The organism is Rhizobium sp. Root1203, assembly GCF_001424945.1.
Classification (GTDB): domain Bacteria; phylum Pseudomonadota; class Alphaproteobacteria; order Rhizobiales; family Rhizobiaceae; genus Rhizobium.
The window spans coordinates 133,860-151,474 of the sequence record NZ_LMCW01000023.1; the positions used below are offsets into that span (position 1 = coordinate 133,860).

20 protein-coding genes and 1 tRNA gene are annotated in these 17,615 nt (G+C 60.4%); 18 read left to right on the forward strand and 3 right to left on the reverse strand.

Annotated features, from left to right (window positions below; translation table 11 throughout):
- Positions 1–51: 51 nt before the first annotated feature.
- On the forward strand, positions 52–549 hold the full coding sequence (locus tag ASC97_RS21075) for a hypothetical protein (RefSeq protein WP_057470302.1): 498 nt from the start codon (positions 52–54) through the stop codon (positions 547–549).
- Positions 550–650: 101 nt separating this feature from the next.
- Here the strand turns inward: ASC97_RS21075 and ASC97_RS21080 are convergent.
- Positions 651–740, reverse strand: a tRNA-Ser gene (locus ASC97_RS21080).
- A 304-nt stretch (positions 741–1,044) separates the two neighbouring features.
- On the opposite strand from ASC97_RS21080, the gene rplU reads away from it, so the two are divergent.
- From rplU to ASC97_RS21100, 4 genes are all read left to right on the forward strand, one after another.
- Complete coding sequence (gene rplU / locus ASC97_RS21085) at positions 1,045–1,362, forward strand: 50S ribosomal protein L21 (RefSeq protein WP_037067978.1); 318 nt, start codon at positions 1,045–1,047, stop codon at positions 1,360–1,362.
- A 34-nt stretch (positions 1,363–1,396) separates the two neighbouring features.
- Positions 1,397–1,666, forward strand: a complete 270-nt coding sequence (gene rpmA / locus ASC97_RS21090) for a 50S ribosomal protein L27 (protein WP_037067980.1) — start codon at positions 1,397–1,399, stop codon at positions 1,664–1,666.
- A 129-nt stretch (positions 1,667–1,795) separates the two neighbouring features.
- The gene (locus ASC97_RS21095; RefSeq protein ID WP_057470303.1) at positions 1,796–2,452 is read left to right on the forward strand and encodes a GNAT family N-acetyltransferase; all 657 of its coding nucleotides are present in this window, start codon (positions 1,796–1,798) and stop codon (positions 2,450–2,452) included.
- A gap of 35 nt (positions 2,453–2,487) precedes the next feature.
- Complete coding sequence (locus tag ASC97_RS21100; protein WP_082530096.1) at positions 2,488–3,036, forward strand: GNAT family N-acetyltransferase; 549 nt, start codon at positions 2,488–2,490, stop codon at positions 3,034–3,036.
- Between the two features lie 41 nt (positions 3,037–3,077).
- Here ASC97_RS21100 and ASC97_RS21105 read toward each other — a convergent pair whose 3' ends face one another.
- A complete protein-coding gene (locus ASC97_RS21105) occupies positions 3,078–3,944 on the reverse strand; it encodes an endonuclease/exonuclease/phosphatase family protein (RefSeq protein ID WP_057470478.1) in 867 nt (288 codons plus the stop codon).
- 80 nt (positions 3,945–4,024) lie between these two features.
- Between ASC97_RS21105 and obgE the strand changes: the two genes are divergently transcribed.
- The 7 genes from obgE to modC all read left to right on the forward strand — a co-directional run bounded on the left by obgE (position 4,025) and on the right by modC (position 11,263).
- Positions 4,025–5,092: a GTPase ObgE gene (obgE, locus tag ASC97_RS21110; protein WP_057470305.1), complete on the forward strand. Its 1,068-nt coding sequence runs from the start codon at positions 4,025–4,027 to the stop codon at positions 5,090–5,092.
- Complete coding sequence (gene proB / locus ASC97_RS21115; RefSeq protein WP_057470306.1) at positions 5,085–6,254, forward strand: glutamate 5-kinase; 1,170 nt, start codon at positions 5,085–5,087, stop codon at positions 6,252–6,254. The genes obgE and proB overlap by 8 nt, the downstream gene beginning before the upstream one ends.
- Positions 6,247–7,530 carry a glutamate-5-semialdehyde dehydrogenase gene (locus ASC97_RS21120; RefSeq protein WP_057470307.1) on the forward strand — a complete coding sequence of 428 codons (1,284 nt, stop codon included), beginning with the start codon at positions 6,247–6,249 and terminating at the stop codon, positions 7,528–7,530. Before proB ends, ASC97_RS21120 begins: the two co-directional genes overlap by 8 nt.
- Before the next feature lie 37 nt (positions 7,531–7,567).
- A complete protein-coding gene (locus ASC97_RS21125; RefSeq protein ID WP_082530097.1) occupies positions 7,568–8,155 on the forward strand; it encodes a nicotinate-nucleotide adenylyltransferase in 588 nt (195 codons plus the stop codon).
- Between the two features lie 483 nt (positions 8,156–8,638).
- Complete coding sequence (gene modA / locus ASC97_RS21130) at positions 8,639–9,424, forward strand: molybdate ABC transporter substrate-binding protein (RefSeq protein ID WP_057470309.1); 786 nt, start codon at positions 8,639–8,641, stop codon at positions 9,422–9,424.
- Between the two features lie 73 nt (positions 9,425–9,497).
- The gene (modB, locus tag ASC97_RS21135; protein ID WP_057470310.1) at positions 9,498–10,199 is read left to right on the forward strand and encodes a molybdate ABC transporter permease subunit; all 702 of its coding nucleotides are present in this window, start codon (positions 9,498–9,500) and stop codon (positions 10,197–10,199) included.
- Positions 10,196–11,263 carry a molybdenum ABC transporter ATP-binding protein gene (gene modC, locus ASC97_RS21140; RefSeq protein WP_057470311.1) on the forward strand — a complete coding sequence of 356 codons (1,068 nt, stop codon included), beginning with the start codon at positions 10,196–10,198 and terminating at the stop codon, positions 11,261–11,263. Before modB ends, modC begins: the two co-directional genes overlap by 4 nt.
- Here the strand turns inward: modC and ASC97_RS21145 are convergent, their stop codons facing one another.
- Complete coding sequence (locus ASC97_RS21145) at positions 11,264–11,629, reverse strand: winged helix-turn-helix domain-containing protein (RefSeq protein ID WP_057470312.1); 366 nt, start codon at positions 11,627–11,629, stop codon at positions 11,264–11,266.
- Positions 11,630–11,828: 199 nt separating this feature from the next.
- Here ASC97_RS21145 and rsfS point away from each other — a divergent pair, with 199 nt between their 5' ends.
- The 6 genes from rsfS (at position 11,829) to ASC97_RS21175 (ending at position 17,602) form a co-directional block, all read left to right on the forward strand.
- Positions 11,829–12,275, forward strand: a complete 447-nt coding sequence (gene rsfS / locus ASC97_RS21150; RefSeq protein WP_200959515.1) for a ribosome silencing factor — start codon at positions 11,829–11,831, stop codon at positions 12,273–12,275.
- Positions 12,276–12,395: 120 nt separating this feature from the next.
- Positions 12,396–12,878: a 23S rRNA (pseudouridine(1915)-N(3))-methyltransferase RlmH gene (rlmH, locus tag ASC97_RS21155; protein ID WP_057470313.1), complete on the forward strand. Its 483-nt coding sequence runs from the start codon at positions 12,396–12,398 to the stop codon at positions 12,876–12,878.
- A gap of 121 nt (positions 12,879–12,999) precedes the next feature.
- Complete coding sequence (locus ASC97_RS21160) at positions 13,000–14,466, forward strand: murein hydrolase activator EnvC family protein (RefSeq protein WP_057470480.1); 1,467 nt, start codon at positions 13,000–13,002, stop codon at positions 14,464–14,466.
- Positions 14,456–15,778 carry a S41 family peptidase gene (locus ASC97_RS21165; RefSeq protein WP_057470314.1) on the forward strand — a complete coding sequence of 441 codons (1,323 nt, stop codon included), beginning with the start codon at positions 14,456–14,458 and terminating at the stop codon, positions 15,776–15,778. Before ASC97_RS21160 ends, ASC97_RS21165 begins: the two co-directional genes overlap by 11 nt.
- Positions 15,779–15,857: 79 nt before the next feature.
- Positions 15,858–17,054, forward strand: a complete 1,197-nt coding sequence (locus ASC97_RS21170) for a divergent polysaccharide deacetylase family protein (RefSeq protein WP_057470315.1) — start codon at positions 15,858–15,860, stop codon at positions 17,052–17,054.
- A 14-nt stretch (positions 17,055–17,068) separates the two neighbouring features.
- On the forward strand, positions 17,069–17,602 hold the full coding sequence (locus ASC97_RS21175) for an RNA pyrophosphohydrolase (RefSeq protein ID WP_057470481.1): 534 nt from the start codon (positions 17,069–17,071) through the stop codon (positions 17,600–17,602).
- Positions 17,603–17,615 lie beyond the last annotated feature (13 nt).

Genomic DNA, 17,615 nt, shown 5'->3' on the forward strand with positions numbered 1-17,615 from the left:
TTTTGGCGTCAATCGCGCCTTGGAACCGACACAAACAAAGGAGCGCCAGTCATGGCCGATAAGTCGACGTTCACGGTAGACGAATGGAAGCTCTTGCTGGAGAGCGTCATGATGGCGGGCATAGCCGTCACTGCCGCGGAGCCGAGCGGCCTGTGGGGCATGCTCAAGGAAAGCATTGCCAGCAGCAGCGCGCTCCTGCAGGCGAAGGCCGACACTGCAGCAAACCCGCTGATCAAAGCGATCGTCGGCGATTTCGAAACGTCCGAAGGGCGAGCCGCGGCACGTGATGGATTGCAGGTGAAGCTCAAGGGAGCCAAGCCGCAGGAGATCAAAGCCACCTGCATCGAAACGCTCCAGCAAGCCCGAGCGGTCGTTGACACCAAGGCACCGGCCGATGCTGGTGGTTTCAAGACTTGGCTGTATCAGATCAGCCAGAAGGTGGCTGAAGCCTCAAAGGAGGGTGGCTTCATGGGTATAGGCGGCGTAGCGGTCAGTGAGGCGGAGAAGGCGACGCTTGGAGAGATATCGACGGCGCTGCAGCTGGGGTAGTGCACGCCGGCACACCGAAGGCGTTCTCATTCGCGGGGCCAAAGCGGTGAGGGCTATCGACGGGACAGCGCTTGCATGAGCGTCACGACAAATTGTGATTATGGCGGAGAGGGTGGGATTTGAACCCACGATACCCTTGCAGGTATGCCGCATTTCGAGTGCGGTGCGTTCGACCACTCTGCCACCTCTCCGCAGTTCTGGTCGGCCCATCGGGGCGCGGGCTGTCTCATAGCGAGAGTTTTGCATGCTGGCAAGACGAAATCTCAAAGCTTTTCATCCTTTTGCCTTGACAGTTTTTTTGGGCTCGCGTATCTGCGCTGCGCAATAGGTGTGGAAAAGTCCGTGCCTTTACCAGTCTCGCGCTCGCGTGGGGCATCACCGGCAGAGAGAGTTCTGGGCGAAAGCCTCTGAAAATCCTGCTTAACTTCGACTGATAAAAAGACGGCCACCTGTTTGATGCGGGTATGAGCCGGAACGAACATGAAAGGATAAAAAATGTTCGCAGTCATCAAGACCGGCGGTAAGCAGTACCGTGTGGCAGCAAACGACGTGCTGACCATCGAGAAGCTTGAAGTCACCGCTGGCGATTCGATCGAATTCACCGAAGTCCTCGTTATCGGCGAAGGCGCCGACGCTGCGATCGGTGCTCCCTTCGTCAAGGGCGCTTCCGTCAAGGCCGAAGTGGTCGAGCACAACCGCGGCAAGAAGGTCATCGCCTTCAAGAAGCGCCGTCGTCAGAACTCGAAGCGCACGCGCGGCCATCGCCAGCATCACACGGTTGTCCGGATCACGGACATCGTGGCTGCCAAGTAAGATCACGGGACTTAAGGTTTAAAGGAGAACTCCAATGGCACACAAAAAAGCTGGCGGTTCGTCGCGCAACGGTCGTGATTCCGAATCCAAGCGCCTTGGCGTGAAGAAGTTCGGCGGCGAAGCCGTCATTTCGGGCAACATCATTCTGCGTCAGCGCGGTACGCAGTGGCATCCGGGTTCCAACGTCGGCCTCGGCAAGGATCACACGATCTTTGCTCTTACCGCCGGCAATGTGAACTACCGAACGAAGGCCAACGGTCGCGTATACGTGTCTGTCATGCCGAAAGCGGAAGCAGCGGAATAAGCCGGTAGCGCTTTATAGCAGCCGGTGTCTCATCGACCCGGCTGAGCGTACAAGGTTCAGTCAAGAAAAAAGGGGAGATGGGGCACCACCCATCTCCCCTTTTTCTTTGCCCTCAAGGAGGACTGAACCATGCAAGGCGAAATGTTACGGGAAGGCCAATCGCGGTCTCCCAGGGAAGACCAAAGGTCTCCCAAGGAACGGCTGAGGCCGGAACGGTTAAGGACCGATTGCCCTGTCTTGTTATCGGAACGGCTCGTCATGCGCGCGCCGCACGAAGAAGACATTGACGCCCTTGCCCATCTCGCCAACAACGCCAAAGTCGCCACAATGGTATCGCGCATGCCGCACCCATATACGGCCAATGATGCCGCCGACTTCGTGCGCCGCACGAAAGACGGCGAAATTGGCAAGTGCGTCTATGCCATTACCAAAGCCGAAAACGGTGCTTTCATCGGCTGCTGCGGGGTGGAGCCGCATCTCGACGGAAGAACCGTCGAGATTGGTTATTGGCTTGGAGAACCCTTCTGGAATCAAGGCTTTATGACGGAGGCGTGCCACGCCCTTGTCGATATGGTCTTTCGCACAAGGCAGGATGTCGATCAGATCGACGCCCGTTGCCGGGTGATGAACGTCGCTTCGCGGCGGGTCATCCAGAAGTGCGGCTTCCAGTTCCAGGGTTCCGGGCTGGCCGCGTCTCTGGCGCTCGGCAGCAACGTGCCGGTTGAATGGTACCGGCTCGACCGCAAGACCTGGATGTCGCTCAGAAGCTGGGGGAGCGTCCTATGAACGCGATCAGTGTCCAGCGACCTCTGAGCCAGCCGATGACACCCGGCCCGCAGCCGGTGATCACCACGCGCCGACTGACGCTGCGCCCTCACAGGCTCAGCGATGCCGATGCCATCGCGCAATCTCTCTCCGATTTCGCGGTGACCCGCATGCTGGCGCGCGTTCCGGCACCTTACGATCGGCAGGATGCGCTCGACTGGCTCGTGCCTGCCACCTCAGGTGACTTGCCGGATTGGCAGCTGGCAATCACGGCAGGCGACGATGCGCATATCGGCACGGTTGCGATCGAGCTTCGGCACGGTCGTTGGCACCTCGGCTATTGGCTGAACCGCTATTACTGGCGGCGCGGCTACATGAGCGAGGCGGTGGTGGCAGTGCTCGAACGCTTCTCGCGGCGTATGCCGGAGATGCCGGTTCATTCCGGCGTCTTTGCTGACAACCCGGCTTCGCTGAGGCTGCAGGAAAAGCTGGGCTTCCGCATGACCGGTTGCAGCGAAATCTACAGTTTCGCACGCAACACGATGGTCACGCATGTCGAGACGGTACTGAAGCCCGGCGCGCTGCAGGCGGCGAAGACCGCCTGACCGAACAGGAAGCGCCTCGAAACGTTTTCGGGGCGCTTCATTCAGCGCCCGATCTCAACCCACACAGGGAAGTGGTCGGAACCCGTGGGTGTCGTGTCGACACTCGCGGATATCAGGCGGTGTTCGAGGCCGCCGCTCACGAAGCAGTAATCGAGATGCATGCGTTTGTCGTGATCCTCGGGATCCATCCAGCTATAGCTTCCAGGAGTGTATCCGTTCAGCGCGGCCAGCGCGTCGATTGGCGTGCCTATGCGCGCCATGCGGCCGTAGTAGCCGTCCTTGGTTCCGGCGAAAGCGCAATATTCCGGCGATTCCGGCACCATGTTAAAGTCACCCATGACGACGTAATTCTCCGGCAGCGGAGGATCGCTCGCATCGAACTCGAGGGCGCCGGTCACCGACCCACCTTCATGGGTGAAAGCGTTGATGCGCTCGTTGAGAAATACGAGCTGGCGGATGCGCTCGTCGGCGGAAACGTGATCGAGATGCACGGAATAGGCGCGCAAGGCGCCGTCCGGCGTGTCGATGACGGCTTCGGTCGCACCACGCTGCAGGTTGAGCTTGGAAACGGTCCGGCTGCGCGGCAGAAGCAACGTTCGCGTGGACAGTATCGGCCAGCGGGAGAGCACCATATTGCCGAACTGGAATCGGCATGCACGCGGCCCCGGCGTGCCTCCGGGCGGTTCGACATGCAGATCGCAGGCCGGGCCATAGACCCAGAAGTGGTCGGGGAAAAGGGCGGCGAGGTCCGCCACCATGTCGGCATATCGGTTCCTGACGAAGCCTCTGGTGACTTCCTGGAGCGCGATAACATCTGCGCCTTGAAGGGATTCGGCTATTCGTTCGAGATTGTAGAACCCGTCGAGACCGAAGCCGTACTGTATGTTATAGCTCGCAAACCTAACGATAATCTTTGACCTCCGGCTGAACGGCCTATATCGATCAGGCCAAGACGGGCGTCCAACTGACACCGAATGATGGAAGTAAAATGAAATTTCTCGACGAAGCAAAGGTCTATATCAAGTCTGGAGACGGAGGTGCCGGCAGCGTCTCGTTCCGGCGCGAGAAGTTCATCGAGTTCGGCGGTCCGGATGGCGGTGACGGCGGGCGCGGTGGCGACGTCTGGGTAGAGGCTGTCAACGGTCTCAACACGCTCATCGATTTCCGTTTCCAGCAGCATTTCAAGGCCACGATCGGCATGCACGGAATGGGCAAAAACCGCACGGGCGCCAATGGCGACCATGTGACCCTCAAGGTGCCGGTTGGAACGCAGATCTTCGAAGAAGACCAGGAAACGCTGATCTGCGACCTGATTGAGGAAGGGCAACGCTTCTGCCTCGCTCGCGGCGGCAATGGCGGGTTCGGGAACGCCCACTTCAAAACATCGGTCAACCAGGCGCCCGACTGGGCCAACCCCGGTCTTGAAGGCGAAGAAAAGACGATCTGGCTGCATCTGAAGCTGATCGCGGACGCTGGTCTTGTCGGGCTGCCGAATGCCGGGAAGTCTACCTTCCTAGCGGCGGTCACGCGCGCTCGGCCGAAGATTGCCAACTATCCGTTCACGACGCTGCATCCGAACCTCGGCGTTGCCACCATCGACGAACGGGAATTCGTGCTGGCCGACATTCCGGGACTGATCGAAGGCGCCCACGAGGGCATTGGCATCGGCGACCGGTTTCTTGGCCATGTCGAGCGCACCCGCGTGCTGTTGCATCTCGTCTCCTCACAGGAAGAAAACGTCGGCAAGGCCTACAAGACGGTCAAGCACGAATTGAAAGCGTATAGCGACGAGATCGGCGACAAGCCCGAGATCGTGGCGCTGTCGCAAATCGACGTTCTCGACGAGGCAACGCTGAAGAAAAAGACGAAGGAACTGGCGAAGGCCTGCGGCAGCACGCCGTTCCAGATTTCGGCGGCGACCGGCAAGGGCATGACTGAGGTGCTGCGTGCGCTTCGCGACATCATCGTCGATGCCAACACCGTCGAGAAGCCAGCCAAAACGCCGAAGCTGCGTCATCGCGATATCGTGGTGGACAAGGGCGAGGCCAATGACTAGCCGAAAGCCGATCGGCAGATGCCGCCGTATCGTGATCAAGATCGGATCTGCGCTTCTCGTCGATCGAAAAAGCGGGTTGAAGAAGAGCTGGCTGGACGCGATGTGCGCCGATATCGCCGGCCTCAAGGCCAAGGGCGTGGATGTGCTGGTAGTGTCCTCGGGTGCGATCGCACTCGGGCGCTCGGTTCTCGACCTTCCCTCCGGTGCGCTGAAGCTTGAGGAAAGCCAGGCGGCGGCGGCTGTTGGGCAGATCGCCCTTGCCCGCGCCTGGTCCGAGAGCCTTTCGCGGGACGATATCGTTGCAGGACAGATCCTGCTGACGCTCGGCGACACTGAGGAGCGCCGCCGTTATCTCAACGCACGTGCGACAATTAACCAGCTTCTGAAGATCGGCGCAGTGCCGATCATCAACGAGAACGATACGGTCGCGACGAGCGAGATCCGCTACGGTGACAACGATCGGCTGGCAGCGCGTGTCGCGACGATGACCGGAGCAGACCTGCTGATCCTGTTGTCTGATATAGACGGTCTCTACACGGCGCCTCCCCATTTGGATCCGAATGCGCAATTCCTTGAGACCATTGCCGAGATAACGCCCGAGATCGAAGCGATGGCGGGTGGCGCGGCGTCGGAGCTCTCGCGTGGCGGCATGCGCACCAAGATCGACGCCGGCAAGATCGCTACGACGGCCGGATGCGCGATGATCATTGCATCGGGCAAGAGCGACAGCCCGCTTTCAGCGATGGAGAATGGTGCGCGTTTCTCGTGGTTTGCACCGTCCGCTACCCCAGTGACTGCGCGCAAGACATGGATTGCGGGGCAGCTGCAGCCGGCGGGCGAGCTTCACGTCGACGATGGCGCGGTTGTTGCGCTCGGCGCCGGCAAGAGCCTGCTGCCGGCAGGCGTTCGCAAGGTTGTGGGTCTTTTCAGCCGCGGAGACACGGTTGCGATCGTTGGTCCGAATGGGCGCGAAATCGCGCGTGGGCTTGCGGGTTACGACGCCGACGAGGCCAGGCAAATTACCGGCCGCAAGTCTGCAGAGATCGAAGCTATCCTCGGCTATGCCGGGCGCGCAGCCATGGTCCATCGCGACGACATGGTGATGACGTCGCAGATCAATTCAAAGTCCGAGAGGCAGAAGAAGGACGCAGCCCATGCTTGATACCGTTGCGCAAGGCCCTGGCATTGAGGCGCTGATGAACGACATCGGCGCCAAGGCAAAGGCCGCTGCGCGACCGTTGGGCTTCGCGTCCACCGAGGTGAAGAACGCCGCGCTGAACGCCATGGCGGATGCAATCCTTGCAGACACGGACCGGATTCTTTCCGAAAACGCCAAGGATCTGAAGGACATCGCCGGCACAGATATGCTCGCCTCGTTCGTCGATCGCCTGACGTTGAACGACAGCCGGATCATCGACATGGCGGAGGGAATTCGGGCGATTGCTTCTCTAAGCGATCCCGTCGGCGAAGTGATCGCGGCCTGGGACCGGCCGAACGGCCTCAAGATCGAGCGCGTTCGTACGCCGCTCGGCGTGATTGGCGTCATCTTCGAAAGCCGCCCGAACGTGACGGCGGATGCCGGCGCACTGTGCCTCAAGGCCGGCAACGCCGTCATTCTGCGTTGCGGTTCCGACTCGCGCCGTTCATCGCAGGCTATTCACGACTGCCTCGTCCGCGGCCTGAAGTCTGCCGGGCTTCCCGAGCATGCTATCCAGTTGGTGCCGGTGACGGACCGTGCCGCGGTCGGGGCCATGCTGCGAGGATTGGACGGCGCCATCGACGTGATCGTCCCGCGCGGCGGCAAGAGCCTGGTGGCTCGTGTGCAGAGCGAAGCGCGAGTACCGGTGTTCGCCCATCTCGAGGGCCTTTGCCACATTTACGTCGATCGCTCGGCCGATCTCGACATGGCCAATCAGATCGTCGTCAACGCGAAGATGCGTCGTACCGGCATTTGCGGCGCCGTGGAGACCATTCTGGTCGATAAGGCTGCCGCAGATACGCACCTCGTTCCGCTGCTGGAAGCGCTTTCTGGCGCCGGTTGCGAAATTCGCGGATCATCCGACGTGGTAGGCGCAGTGCCCGGGACGAAGGCCGCAACCGAAGAAGACTGGTCGACCGAATATCTCGATGCCATCGTGTCCGTCGCCATCGTGGATGGGATTTCGGGTGCGATCGCGCATATCCAGAAATATTCGTCGAACCATACGGAAGCGGTGATTGCGGACGATCCTGACGTCGTCGAGCGCTTCTTCACCGAGGTCGATTCGGCAATCCTGCTCCACAACGCATCGACGCAGTTTGCCGACGGTGGTGAATTCGGAATGGGTGCGGAGATCGGTATCGCAACTGGAAAAATGCATGCGCGGGGGCCGGTGGGCGTCGAGCAATTGACTTCCTTCAAATACCGTGTGCACGGCACCGGACAAACCCGGGCCTGACGTGACAACAGACGATATCGACCGGCGCTATCTACGCATGCCGCACGCAGAGCGGGGCATGGTAGTTGGACTTTTCGGCGGGTCGTTCAATCCTCCACATCAAGGGCATGGCCTTGTTGCCGAGATCGCCATCAAGCGACTGGGTCTCGACCAGCTCTGGTGGATGGTGACGCCGGGCAATCCATTGAAGGACCGGAGTCTGCTATTACCCCTGTCGGAGCGTGTCGAGCTCAGCGAGCGCCTGGCGAAGCACCCCGCGATCAAGGTTACGGCATTCGAGAAAGACTTCGGGACCAGCTATACCGCCAATACATTGGCGCGTGTCAAAGCCTGCAATCCGCATGTACATTTCATCTGGATCATGGGTGCCGACAGTTTGAAGACGTTCCATCGCTGGCAGAAGTGGCAGGACATTGCCCGCACGTTTCCGATCGCAGTCATCGACCGCCCGGGCGCCACATTGTCATTCCTATCATCGAAGATGGCGAAGACCTTCGATTTCGCTCGTATCGACGAAGACGATTCACGGGCGCTATGGAAAAAGCCGGCGCCTGCCTGGACCTTCATCCACGGACCGAGATCGCGCCTCAGTTCGACGGCGATCCGGGCCAAGAACGGAACCTAGTCGACAGCTAATTTTGAGGGAGCCAAACAGCGAAAAGCCCGACGGGGGAGGATCCGTCGGGCTTTTAAACTTGATCGACAACTGGGAGGAGGAGTGTTGCCGATCCATACCAAACGGCTTTGGGAGGAGGAGATCGCCGTTCGATGAAAGTGTTTTACCACAAATCGCGCGGACCGGAAGCAGGCTCGCTGCATTGCAGCAATGCAACAGCCACATAGCTTGACCCGGAGCCTCGCCCTTATGTGCTTGTTTCATCGGCACATTGTCAGATTTACGAGTTTTCCCTCCCATTTCTGGTGGGGTTTTCCTAAAAAATCGACTGTCCATATCGACCTTGTTCGGTCCGGTCAGAAGCACCTATGCGCTTCACGAATGCGTGATGGCCGCCTTTCAGAGCGGGATATATTGCGACAAACATATCGCTGGCCAAGCTCGCGATGACGTTATATCTGTTGGGATATTTCGAAGCGCGGGAGTGAATTCATGCATAGCCGTCGTCAATGGATTAAATTTGCGGCCGCGGCCGTTTCGGTGGTCTGGTTGTGCATCGCTGCAACGCCTGCGATGTCGGCGGACAAGGTCACGGTCTTTGCGGCTGCCAGCCTCAAGAACGCGCTCGACGCGGCCAATGCCGCCTGGGAAAGCGAAGGGGGCGGACAAGCTGTCGCGTCCTATGCAGCAAGTTCCGCGCTGGCAAAGCAGATCGAGAGCGGAGCGCCGGCCGATATCTTCATTTCGGCGGATCTTGACTGGATGGACTATGTCGCCAAGAAGAACCTGATCAAGGCGGACACCCGCTCCAAACTGCTCGGCAACCGGATCGTGCTCGTCGCAGCCAAGGATCAGGCCAAGCCCGTCGAGATCGCCAAGGGCTTCAACCTTGCAGCATTGCTCGGCGACGGCAAACTCGCCATGGGCGAGGTCAAGTCGGTGCCTGCCGGCAAGTACGGCAAGGCGGCGCTCGAATCGCTTGGCGTCTGGACTTCCGTCGAAGCCAAGGTCGCTGGCGCCGAAAGCGTTCGTGCCGCACTTGCCTTGGTGTCGCGCGGCGAGGCACCCTACGGCATCGTCTACCAGACCGATGTAACGGCTGACCCCGGCGTTGCGGTCGTCGGTACGTTCCCATCCGATTCGCACCCACCCATCATCTATCCAATTGCTATTCTTGCTGAGAGCAAGAACCCCGCCGCGGCTGCCTACCTGGCGTTTTTGAAGTCGGAGAAGGCGGCCCACTTTTTCACGGACCAAGGTTTTACGATCTTGAAATGATTGCGGATTTATTATCGTGGCATGGCAGGAAGGCCCGCGTCGACGGGCCTTCTGGTTTTCGGAGACACAACGGTTGGAAGCACTCGGCCTGAGCAGCGAGGAATGGACCGCAATCCTGCTCAGCCTGCGTGTGTCTGTGGTGGCGATGCTCGCGAGCCTGCCTTTCGGGATCGGTGTCGCTCATCTTTTGGCGCGAGGCAATTTTTGGGGCAAATCCGTCCTCAACGGCATCGTTCATCTGCCGCTCATCCTGCCTCCCGTCGTCACCGGTTTCGTCCTTCTGATCCTTTTTGGCCGCCGCGGGCCGATCGGAAGCTTTCTCGATCAGCATTTCGGCATCGTCTTTTCCTTTCGGTGGACGGGTGCCGCACTGGCCTGCGCGGTCATGGCTTTCCCGTTGCTGGTACGAAGCATTCGGCTCTCCATCGAGGCGGTCGACCGAAAGCTTGAGGAGGCGGCAGGGACACTCGGTGCCGGTCCGCTGTGGGTATTTCTGACCATTACCCTGCCGCTGACATTGCCGGGGATCGTTGCGGGCATGATCCTCTCCTTCGCAAAGGCCATGGGGGAATTCGGGGCGACGATTACGTTCGTTTCCAATATCCCCGGAGAGACGCAGACGCTTTCGGCGGCAATCTACTCCTTCACCCAGGTGCCGGGCGGCGACGCGGGCGCGTTGCGGCTAACGCTGGTGGCCGTCGCCATCTCGATGGTTGCTTTGCTCGCTTCGGAGTACCTTTCGCGGATGGCTGGCCGGAGGATCGATCCGGAATGACGCTCGTGGTGAATGCAAAACACCGGTTCGGCGCGTTTTCACTCGATGCGGGCTTCACGTCCGAGCGGGGCATCACCGCGCTTTTCGGTCGTTCCGGTTCGGGCAAGACCTCGATGATCCGAATCATTGCGGGTCTGACGCGGCCGTTGGAGGGGCTGGTTGCGCTGGATGACGACGTATTGACGGACACGGATCGGGGGATTTTCGTTGCCAGGCATCGCCGGCGCTTTGGATATGTTTTCCAGGAGGCGCGGCTGTTTCCGCATCTCAGTGTCCGTCACAATCTTTCCTATGGCCGATGGTTTGCCGCGGGCGGCGGTTCGACCGAGAGCCTCGATCGGATTGTTGCGTTGCTCGGTATCGAGGCGTTGCTCGAACGCAAGCCGGAAAAGCTCTCCGGCGGGGAGAAGCAACGCGTGGCCATCGGCCGAGCCCTGCTTTCGTCTCCGCGCCTCCTTTTGATGGACGAGCCGCTCGCCGCGCTTGACGAGGCCCGCAAAGCCGAAGTCATGCCTTACCTGGAACGCCTGCGCGACGAAATGGATATCCCGATCGTCTACGTCAGTCATTCGATCGCCGAGGTGGCGCGCCTGGCCGACCAGGTCGTGGTCATGCAGGATGGCAAGGTCGAGGCGGTCGGATCTGCCATCGATGTACTCAGCCACCCCTTGGAATCGTTTGACCGGCGCGAGGCGGGCGTGCTGCTGGAAGGCAAGGTGGAGACCGTCGACGAGCGGCATCGCATTGCCACGATCGCCTTGAAATCCGCGCGGCTCCATATCCCGGAAGCCAAGTTGATGCCGGGCATGGCGGTACGGGTGCGCATTCCGTCCCGTGACGTCATGCTGGCGACGAACAGACCAGAGGGGCTAAGTGCGCTGAACGTTCTCGAGGCCATTGTCCGGGAATTGACCCCCGCTGGCGAAGCGACGGTTGACGTAGTCGTCGATTGCGGCGGCGACGTGATCATTTCCCGCATCACAGGCTTTTCGGCTGAGCGACTGCAATTGCGGGCAGGCATGCCCGTCTTCGCCATCATCAAGACCGTGGCCCTGGAATCCTGATCAGCTCCGTTGGGATCGATTGGCCTCCAGCCAGGCCAGATCGTCGGCAAGCGTTTCCTGCAGGGTTTGCTCCATTTGCCTGAAGCGGGCGAGCAGCGTTTCTCCGAAGGGCGTCAAAGCGGCGCCGCCGCCCTTTTGGCCGCCGCGCTGCGATTCGACAACGGGTACTTTGAACATCCGGTTCATGTCGCTGACGAGCAGCCAGGCGCGGCGGTAGGACATGTCCATGGCTCGACCCGCGGCCGAGATGGATCCGGTCTCCCTGATGTGCTCGAGCAACTCCATCTTGCCGCGCCCCAGACGATCTTCCCGCGGGAAGCTGATGCGGAGAATTGGAACAATCATATTGTCGGCGGCGCTTTTCATCGGCGGTCTTTGCATTCGGAGACGAGCCCTGACTTTACGCAGGGTCGTATCGACTGTACACAGCCGGCTCGAAGCAGTCTTGAGACAAAGGCTCCTCTCCTGCGCCAAATCCGGCATTCACGCATTGTGATCGACGGTGTCTTGAAACCTTGGTGGTTTGGTGCCTATCTTAACCATGATTTGGTTCGCCAAATCAGTGATGTGCATAGTCTGTCGTTCCGAGAAAGGGAAAGCACTGACAACAGTACACGCCAAGGGAAGAACGCTTGCCGTTATCCCGAAGAGCCCGGAACGTGGCGTCGATGCCGCTGCCCGCGCCCTGCACGCCGTCCTCGTAAGCCTCGAGGACTCCAAAGCTGAAGATATCGTCACGATCGACATTGCCGGAAAGTCGGCGCTCGGAGACTTCATGGTCGTCGTCTCCGGCCGTTCGAGCAGGCATGTCATGGCGATTTCGGACCACTTGCTGACTGACTTGAAAGACGAGGGCTTCGGTTCAGCCCGTGTCGAAGGTCAGGAAGGTGGCGATTGGGTCCTGATCGACACTGGCGATATCATCGTGCACGTATTCCGTCCCGAAATCCGCGAGTTCTACAACATCGAAAAGATGTGGGCGGCTCCTGATATGGACGAGACCGTGCACTAACCAGTCCGTCTGGACGTCATGTCCGGCGCCTGATAGACGGCAACTGATTGAGCCGGAGTGATGGCACCCGGCTCGCGACCGTTCTCGTGTCGCCGGGTGCTGAAGGGCGGGAGCGAGCGGATGCGTATTGGTCTTTTTGCCGTGGGGCGGCTGAAATCCGGCCCGGAGAAAGATCTTGCGGGCCGCTATTTCGATCGTTTTGCCAAGGCCGGTCCTGCGGTCGGCCTCGAATTCTCTCGCGTTGCCGAAGTTGCTGAAAGCCGCGCCTCGAACGCAGAAACCCGCAAGCGCGAGGAAGCGGCCATGCTGCAGAAGTCGCTTGCGGACGGAAGCATCCTCATTCTGCTGGATGAGCGCGGCAAGGCGCTGGATAGCGAAGGCTTCGCCAGTCTCCTCGAACACTATCGGGATCAGGGCAAGCGCGACCTTACGATTGCAATCGGCGGCGCCGATGGCCTCCATCCTTCGCTCTACGATCGAGCCGATGCGACACTCTGCCTGGGCAAGATGACGTGGCCGCACCAGTTGGTGCGAACGCTGATTGCAGAGCAATTGTACCGCGCCGTGACCATCCTTTCCGGACATCCCTATCATCGTGTCTGAGCTGATGGCAGAGGCCACGCGGGCGTGAGGCTTGTAACGAGCTCCTTTCCCTCGATCCTTCTGGCAAAACATGCCAAATCAGCTTAATCTCCGCGCGATTTTAGAGGATCTCCCGACGCGCATGCCAATCCCCGCCTTCAAGCGAAAGTATGTGATCCTGCCTGCGCTGGCTGCGGGGCTGAGCGCGTCCCTGATTGCCGCTGCCGGCTGGGTTGAAGCGTTCGCCCAGGCACCCTCGCCCGTGCCGGGCGCCGGCGCGCAAATGCAGCGCCCTTCGCGCGACGCCTCGACAATGACTGCGACGACGGGGGCTCAGATCGCGCCGGCCGATCCAGCTGCTGAACTGGAAAGGAAACGGGATGAGACCCGCGTCGAGCTCGAGGCCCTGTCCAAGACCATCAGCCTTTCCTCCGACAGGGTCGGCGAACTCGAGAAGAGCATTTCAGAACTGGACAAGAGTACCAGCAGCGTTCGGCAGGCATTGATCGATTCAGCCGCACGACGCAAATCGCTGGAGAAGCAGATCCTGGACAGCGAGAAGAAGCTCTCGGATCTCGGCGTGAAAGAAGATGCCGTTCGCCGCTCGCTGCATGAGCGTCGCGGGCTGCTTGCCGAGGTGCTTGCGGCGCTGCAGCGCATGGGCCGCAATCCCCCGCCGGCACTTCTCGTGACGCCGGACGATGCGCTCGGCTCAGTCCGCAGCGCCATTCTGCTCGGTGCCGTGGTGCCTGGAATCCGCAAGGAAACCGACAAGCTTGCCGCCGACCTTGGTAATCTTTCCTCTCTGCAGGCTGCCAGCGCTGCGGAAAAGACCAGCCTGACCGCGACAATGACGAACAGCCTCGAGGAAGAGCGGCGTATGGATATGCTTCTCGCCGAAAACGACAAGCTGAGCCGCAGCAACGCTGCGGAACTGGAAGCCGAGCGTAAACGCTCCGAGGAGCTTGCGGGCAAGGCGACCAGCTTGGAAGGCCTCGTCGCGTCCATGGAAACCGAAATTTCGTCGGTTCGGCAGGCAGCCGCGGCGGCCCGGCAGGCAGAGGAAAACCGCAAGCTTTTGACTGATGAGCAGCGGGCTCAGGCCAAGGCGCTCGCCGATAGCGGCGTGCCTGATAAAAACCGCATTGCGCCCGCATATCCATTTTCAGATTTGAAGGCGAAGCTGGAATTGCCGGTGGCAGGTGACACGCTTCGCCAGTTTGGCGATGCCGATGGAACCGGGCACGAGGCCATGGGAATGACGCTAGCCACCAATCCGGAAACGGTGGTCACGGCGCCCGCAGACGGGCTCGTGGTATACGCCGGCTCATTTCGTAGTTATGGCCAGATGATCATCCTCGATGCCGGCGACGGTTATCACCTTGTTCTCTCCGGAATGGAGACGATCAGCACGCGGCAGGGCAAGTTCGTTTTCGCCGGTGAACCGCTCGCCGTGATGGGCGCAAAAAGAGTGGCGAGCGCAACTGCATTGGCGCTGGAAACCAACCGGCCAACGCTTTACATTGAATTTCGAAAAGACGGGAAACCGGTCGATTCCCGACCGTGGTGGACCGCCAAAGACACTGGAAAGGCACGCAATGATTCGTAGGGCTTCTCTTGTTCTGGTTGGCGCATTGATGGGTGCGACTGCCATGAGCGTCATTTACTCCGCGGGCGTGCCTGCGGAAGCGGCGGGGGCGTCCACCTACAAGGAGCTGTCCGTGTTCGGTGACGTATTCGAGCGCGTACGCGCGCAATACGTAACGCCGCCGGCCGAGGACAAGCTCATCGAGAATGCCATCAACGGTATGCTCTCCTCACTGGACCCGCATTCGAGCTACATGAATGCGAAGGACGCTGCAGACATGCAGACCCAGACGAAGGGCGAGTTCGGCGGTCTCGGTATCGAGGTCACCATGGAAGACGAACTCGTCAAGGTCATCACTCCGATCGACGATACGCCCGCGGCCAAGGCCGGGGTTCTCGCGGGAGACTATATCTCCGAGATCGATGGTCAGTCGGTGCGCGGACTGAAGCTTGAGGACGCGGTTGAGAAGATGCGCGGCCCGGTCAATACGCCGATCAAGTTGACGCTGATCCGCAAGGGCGCCGACAAGCCGATCGAACTGACGATCGTGCGCGACGTCGTTGCAGTCCAGGCTGTCAAGTCGCGTGTCGAGGACGATGTCGGCTATCTCCGCGTCATCTCCTTCACGGAAAAGACCTATCCGGACCTCGAACGGGCGATCGAGAAGATCAAGAAGACCGTGCCGGCGGACAAGCTGAAGGGCTATGTCCTTGACCTGCGCCTGAACCCCGGCGGATTGCTCGATCAGGCTATCCAGGTGTCGGATGCGCTGTTGCAGCGTGGCGAAGTGGTTTCCACGCGAGGCCGCAACCCCGACGAAACCCGTCGCTTCAACGCCGGTCCTGGCGATCTGACAGATGGAAAGCCGGTGGTCGTGCTGATCAACGGCGGTTCGGCCTCGGCGTCTGAAATCGTCGCCGGCGCGCTGCAGGATCTGCGCCGTGCCACGGTTCTCGGCACCCGTTCGTTCGGCAAGGGATCCGTCCAGACGATTATCCCGCTTGGCGAGAACGGTGCGCTGCGTCTGACGACGGCTCTCTACTACACGCCGTCGGGCCGTTCGATCCAGGGTACGGGTATCACCCCTGACATCAAGGTCGAAGAGCCGCTGCCGGATGCTCTCAAGGGCAAAATGGTAACCGAGGGCGAGTCCAGCCTTCGCGGCCATATCAAGGGCCAGAGCGAGACCGATGAAGGTTCTGGCTCGGTTGCCTACGTGCCGCCGGATCCGAAGGATGATGTCCAACTCAACTACGCGCTTGACCTTCTGCGCGGCAAGAAGACGGACCCGTCTTTCCCGCCGAACCCAGACAAGGCCGTCAGCGCCAAGTGACAATCGAATGAGGCGTCAGGCCGGATATCGCATCCGGCCTGACGCCTTTTTGCTGTCCTGATCCCGGAAACAGGCAAGAATGAGCACGGACCTACACGCGCCCCTAGGGCAGAATCGCAAACCCGGCCGAAAGGGGCCGGGCATCTTGCGGACGGGCCGCGTGCTTGCCGGCATCTGTCTCATCCTGATTGGCGGATTTTCGCTTTACACCGCATTTCGTGGCGACGGCGTGAAACTCGAAAAGCCCCATGCGCAAAAGGATGCCGCCGCGCCGCCAACCGAAACAGTGCAGGCCCCCGCCAAGCCGCAGGCTTCCCCTGCTGGCGGCATGCCGAGATCCGACCCCCAGTCTGGTGCGAACGTCGAGCAGATGGTTGCAGGCGATGGATCCGTGGTGACCAAGTACAGCCCGAGGACGCGCGACGGCAACGGCCCGGTTCTTGTCGATGCCATGCAGATGGGCCAGGATCCGCGCATGGCAGCGATCCCGAACGATGCCTTATTGGAAGATACGCCTGCCGGGCGACTGCCGATCGTCGGACCGGATGGCCGCCGGCCGATGGACCAATATGCGCGCCCATGGTCGGGTGCTCACGGTACCCGGATTGCGATCGTCGTCAGTGGGCTCGGTCTCAGCCAAACGGGGACGCAGCGCGCCATTCAGCAGTTGCCGGAAGAGGTCACATTCGCCTTTGCCGCCAGCGGCAATAGCCTGCAGCGATGGATGCAGGATGCCCGCCGGGCCGGGCATGAGATTCTCCTGCAGGTACCTTTCGAGCCGTTCGATTATCCGGCAAACGATCCAGGTCCCGATACGCTGCTCACTTCGAAATCTGCCGCCAAGAACGTCGAGAGCCTGCATCGTGCGATGGGCGAGATCACGAACTATACCGGCATCATGAATTATCAGGGCGGACGGTTCCTGTCCGACCCCGTTGCCCTGGAACCGGTCATGCGCGACATCAGCAAGCGTGGCCTGCTGTTTCTCGACGATGGAAGCGCGGCGCAGTCGAAGACGGCCGTTATCGCCAAGGGGACGGAACTGCCCCATGCCTTCGCCGACGTTCAGCTCGACCGGCAGGTCGATGAGAATGCCATCCTGCAGAAGCTTGACGAACTTGAGCGCGTTGCAAAACGCAACGGACAGGCCATTGGTGTCGCTTCCGCCTTCGATGAAAGCATCGACGCAATTTCCAAATGGACGGAAGAAGCCGCTATGCGCGGCATTGAGATCGTCGGCGTTGCCGCGTTGACGAATGATCCGAAGAAACCGTGAGCAACGATACACCGATGAGCAAGCCGATCGTGAAGGCCGAAGATCTGCCCTACCGCCCCTGTGTCGGGGTGATGGTTCTCAATCGCCAAGGGCTTGTATGGGCCGGGCGCCGCATTCCCGAGGAGAACTCCGAGTATGACGGATCGCCTCAGCTTTGGCAGATGCCGCAGGGCGGCATCGACAAGGGCGAGGATCCGCTGGATGCGGCTTATCGTGAGCTATACGAAGAGACCGGCATGCGGAGCGTGACGCTGCTTGCGGAAGCCGGCAGGTGGATCAACTACGACCTGCCGCCGCAAATGCTAGGGATCGGACTCAAGGGAAAATTCCGCGGTCAGACTCAGCGCTGGTTTGCATTCCGCTTCGACGGCGACGAGAGCGAGATTTCGATCAACCCGCCACCCGGTGGACATATGGCGGAATTCGACGCCTGGGAATGGAAGCCCATGGACAGTCTCCCTGCCCTGATCGTCTCGTTCAAACGAACCGTCTACGTTGAGGTCGTTGGCGAATTTCGCCATTTGGCGGACCTGAGCGCCGCGAAATAAGCCCGGCCGCGAG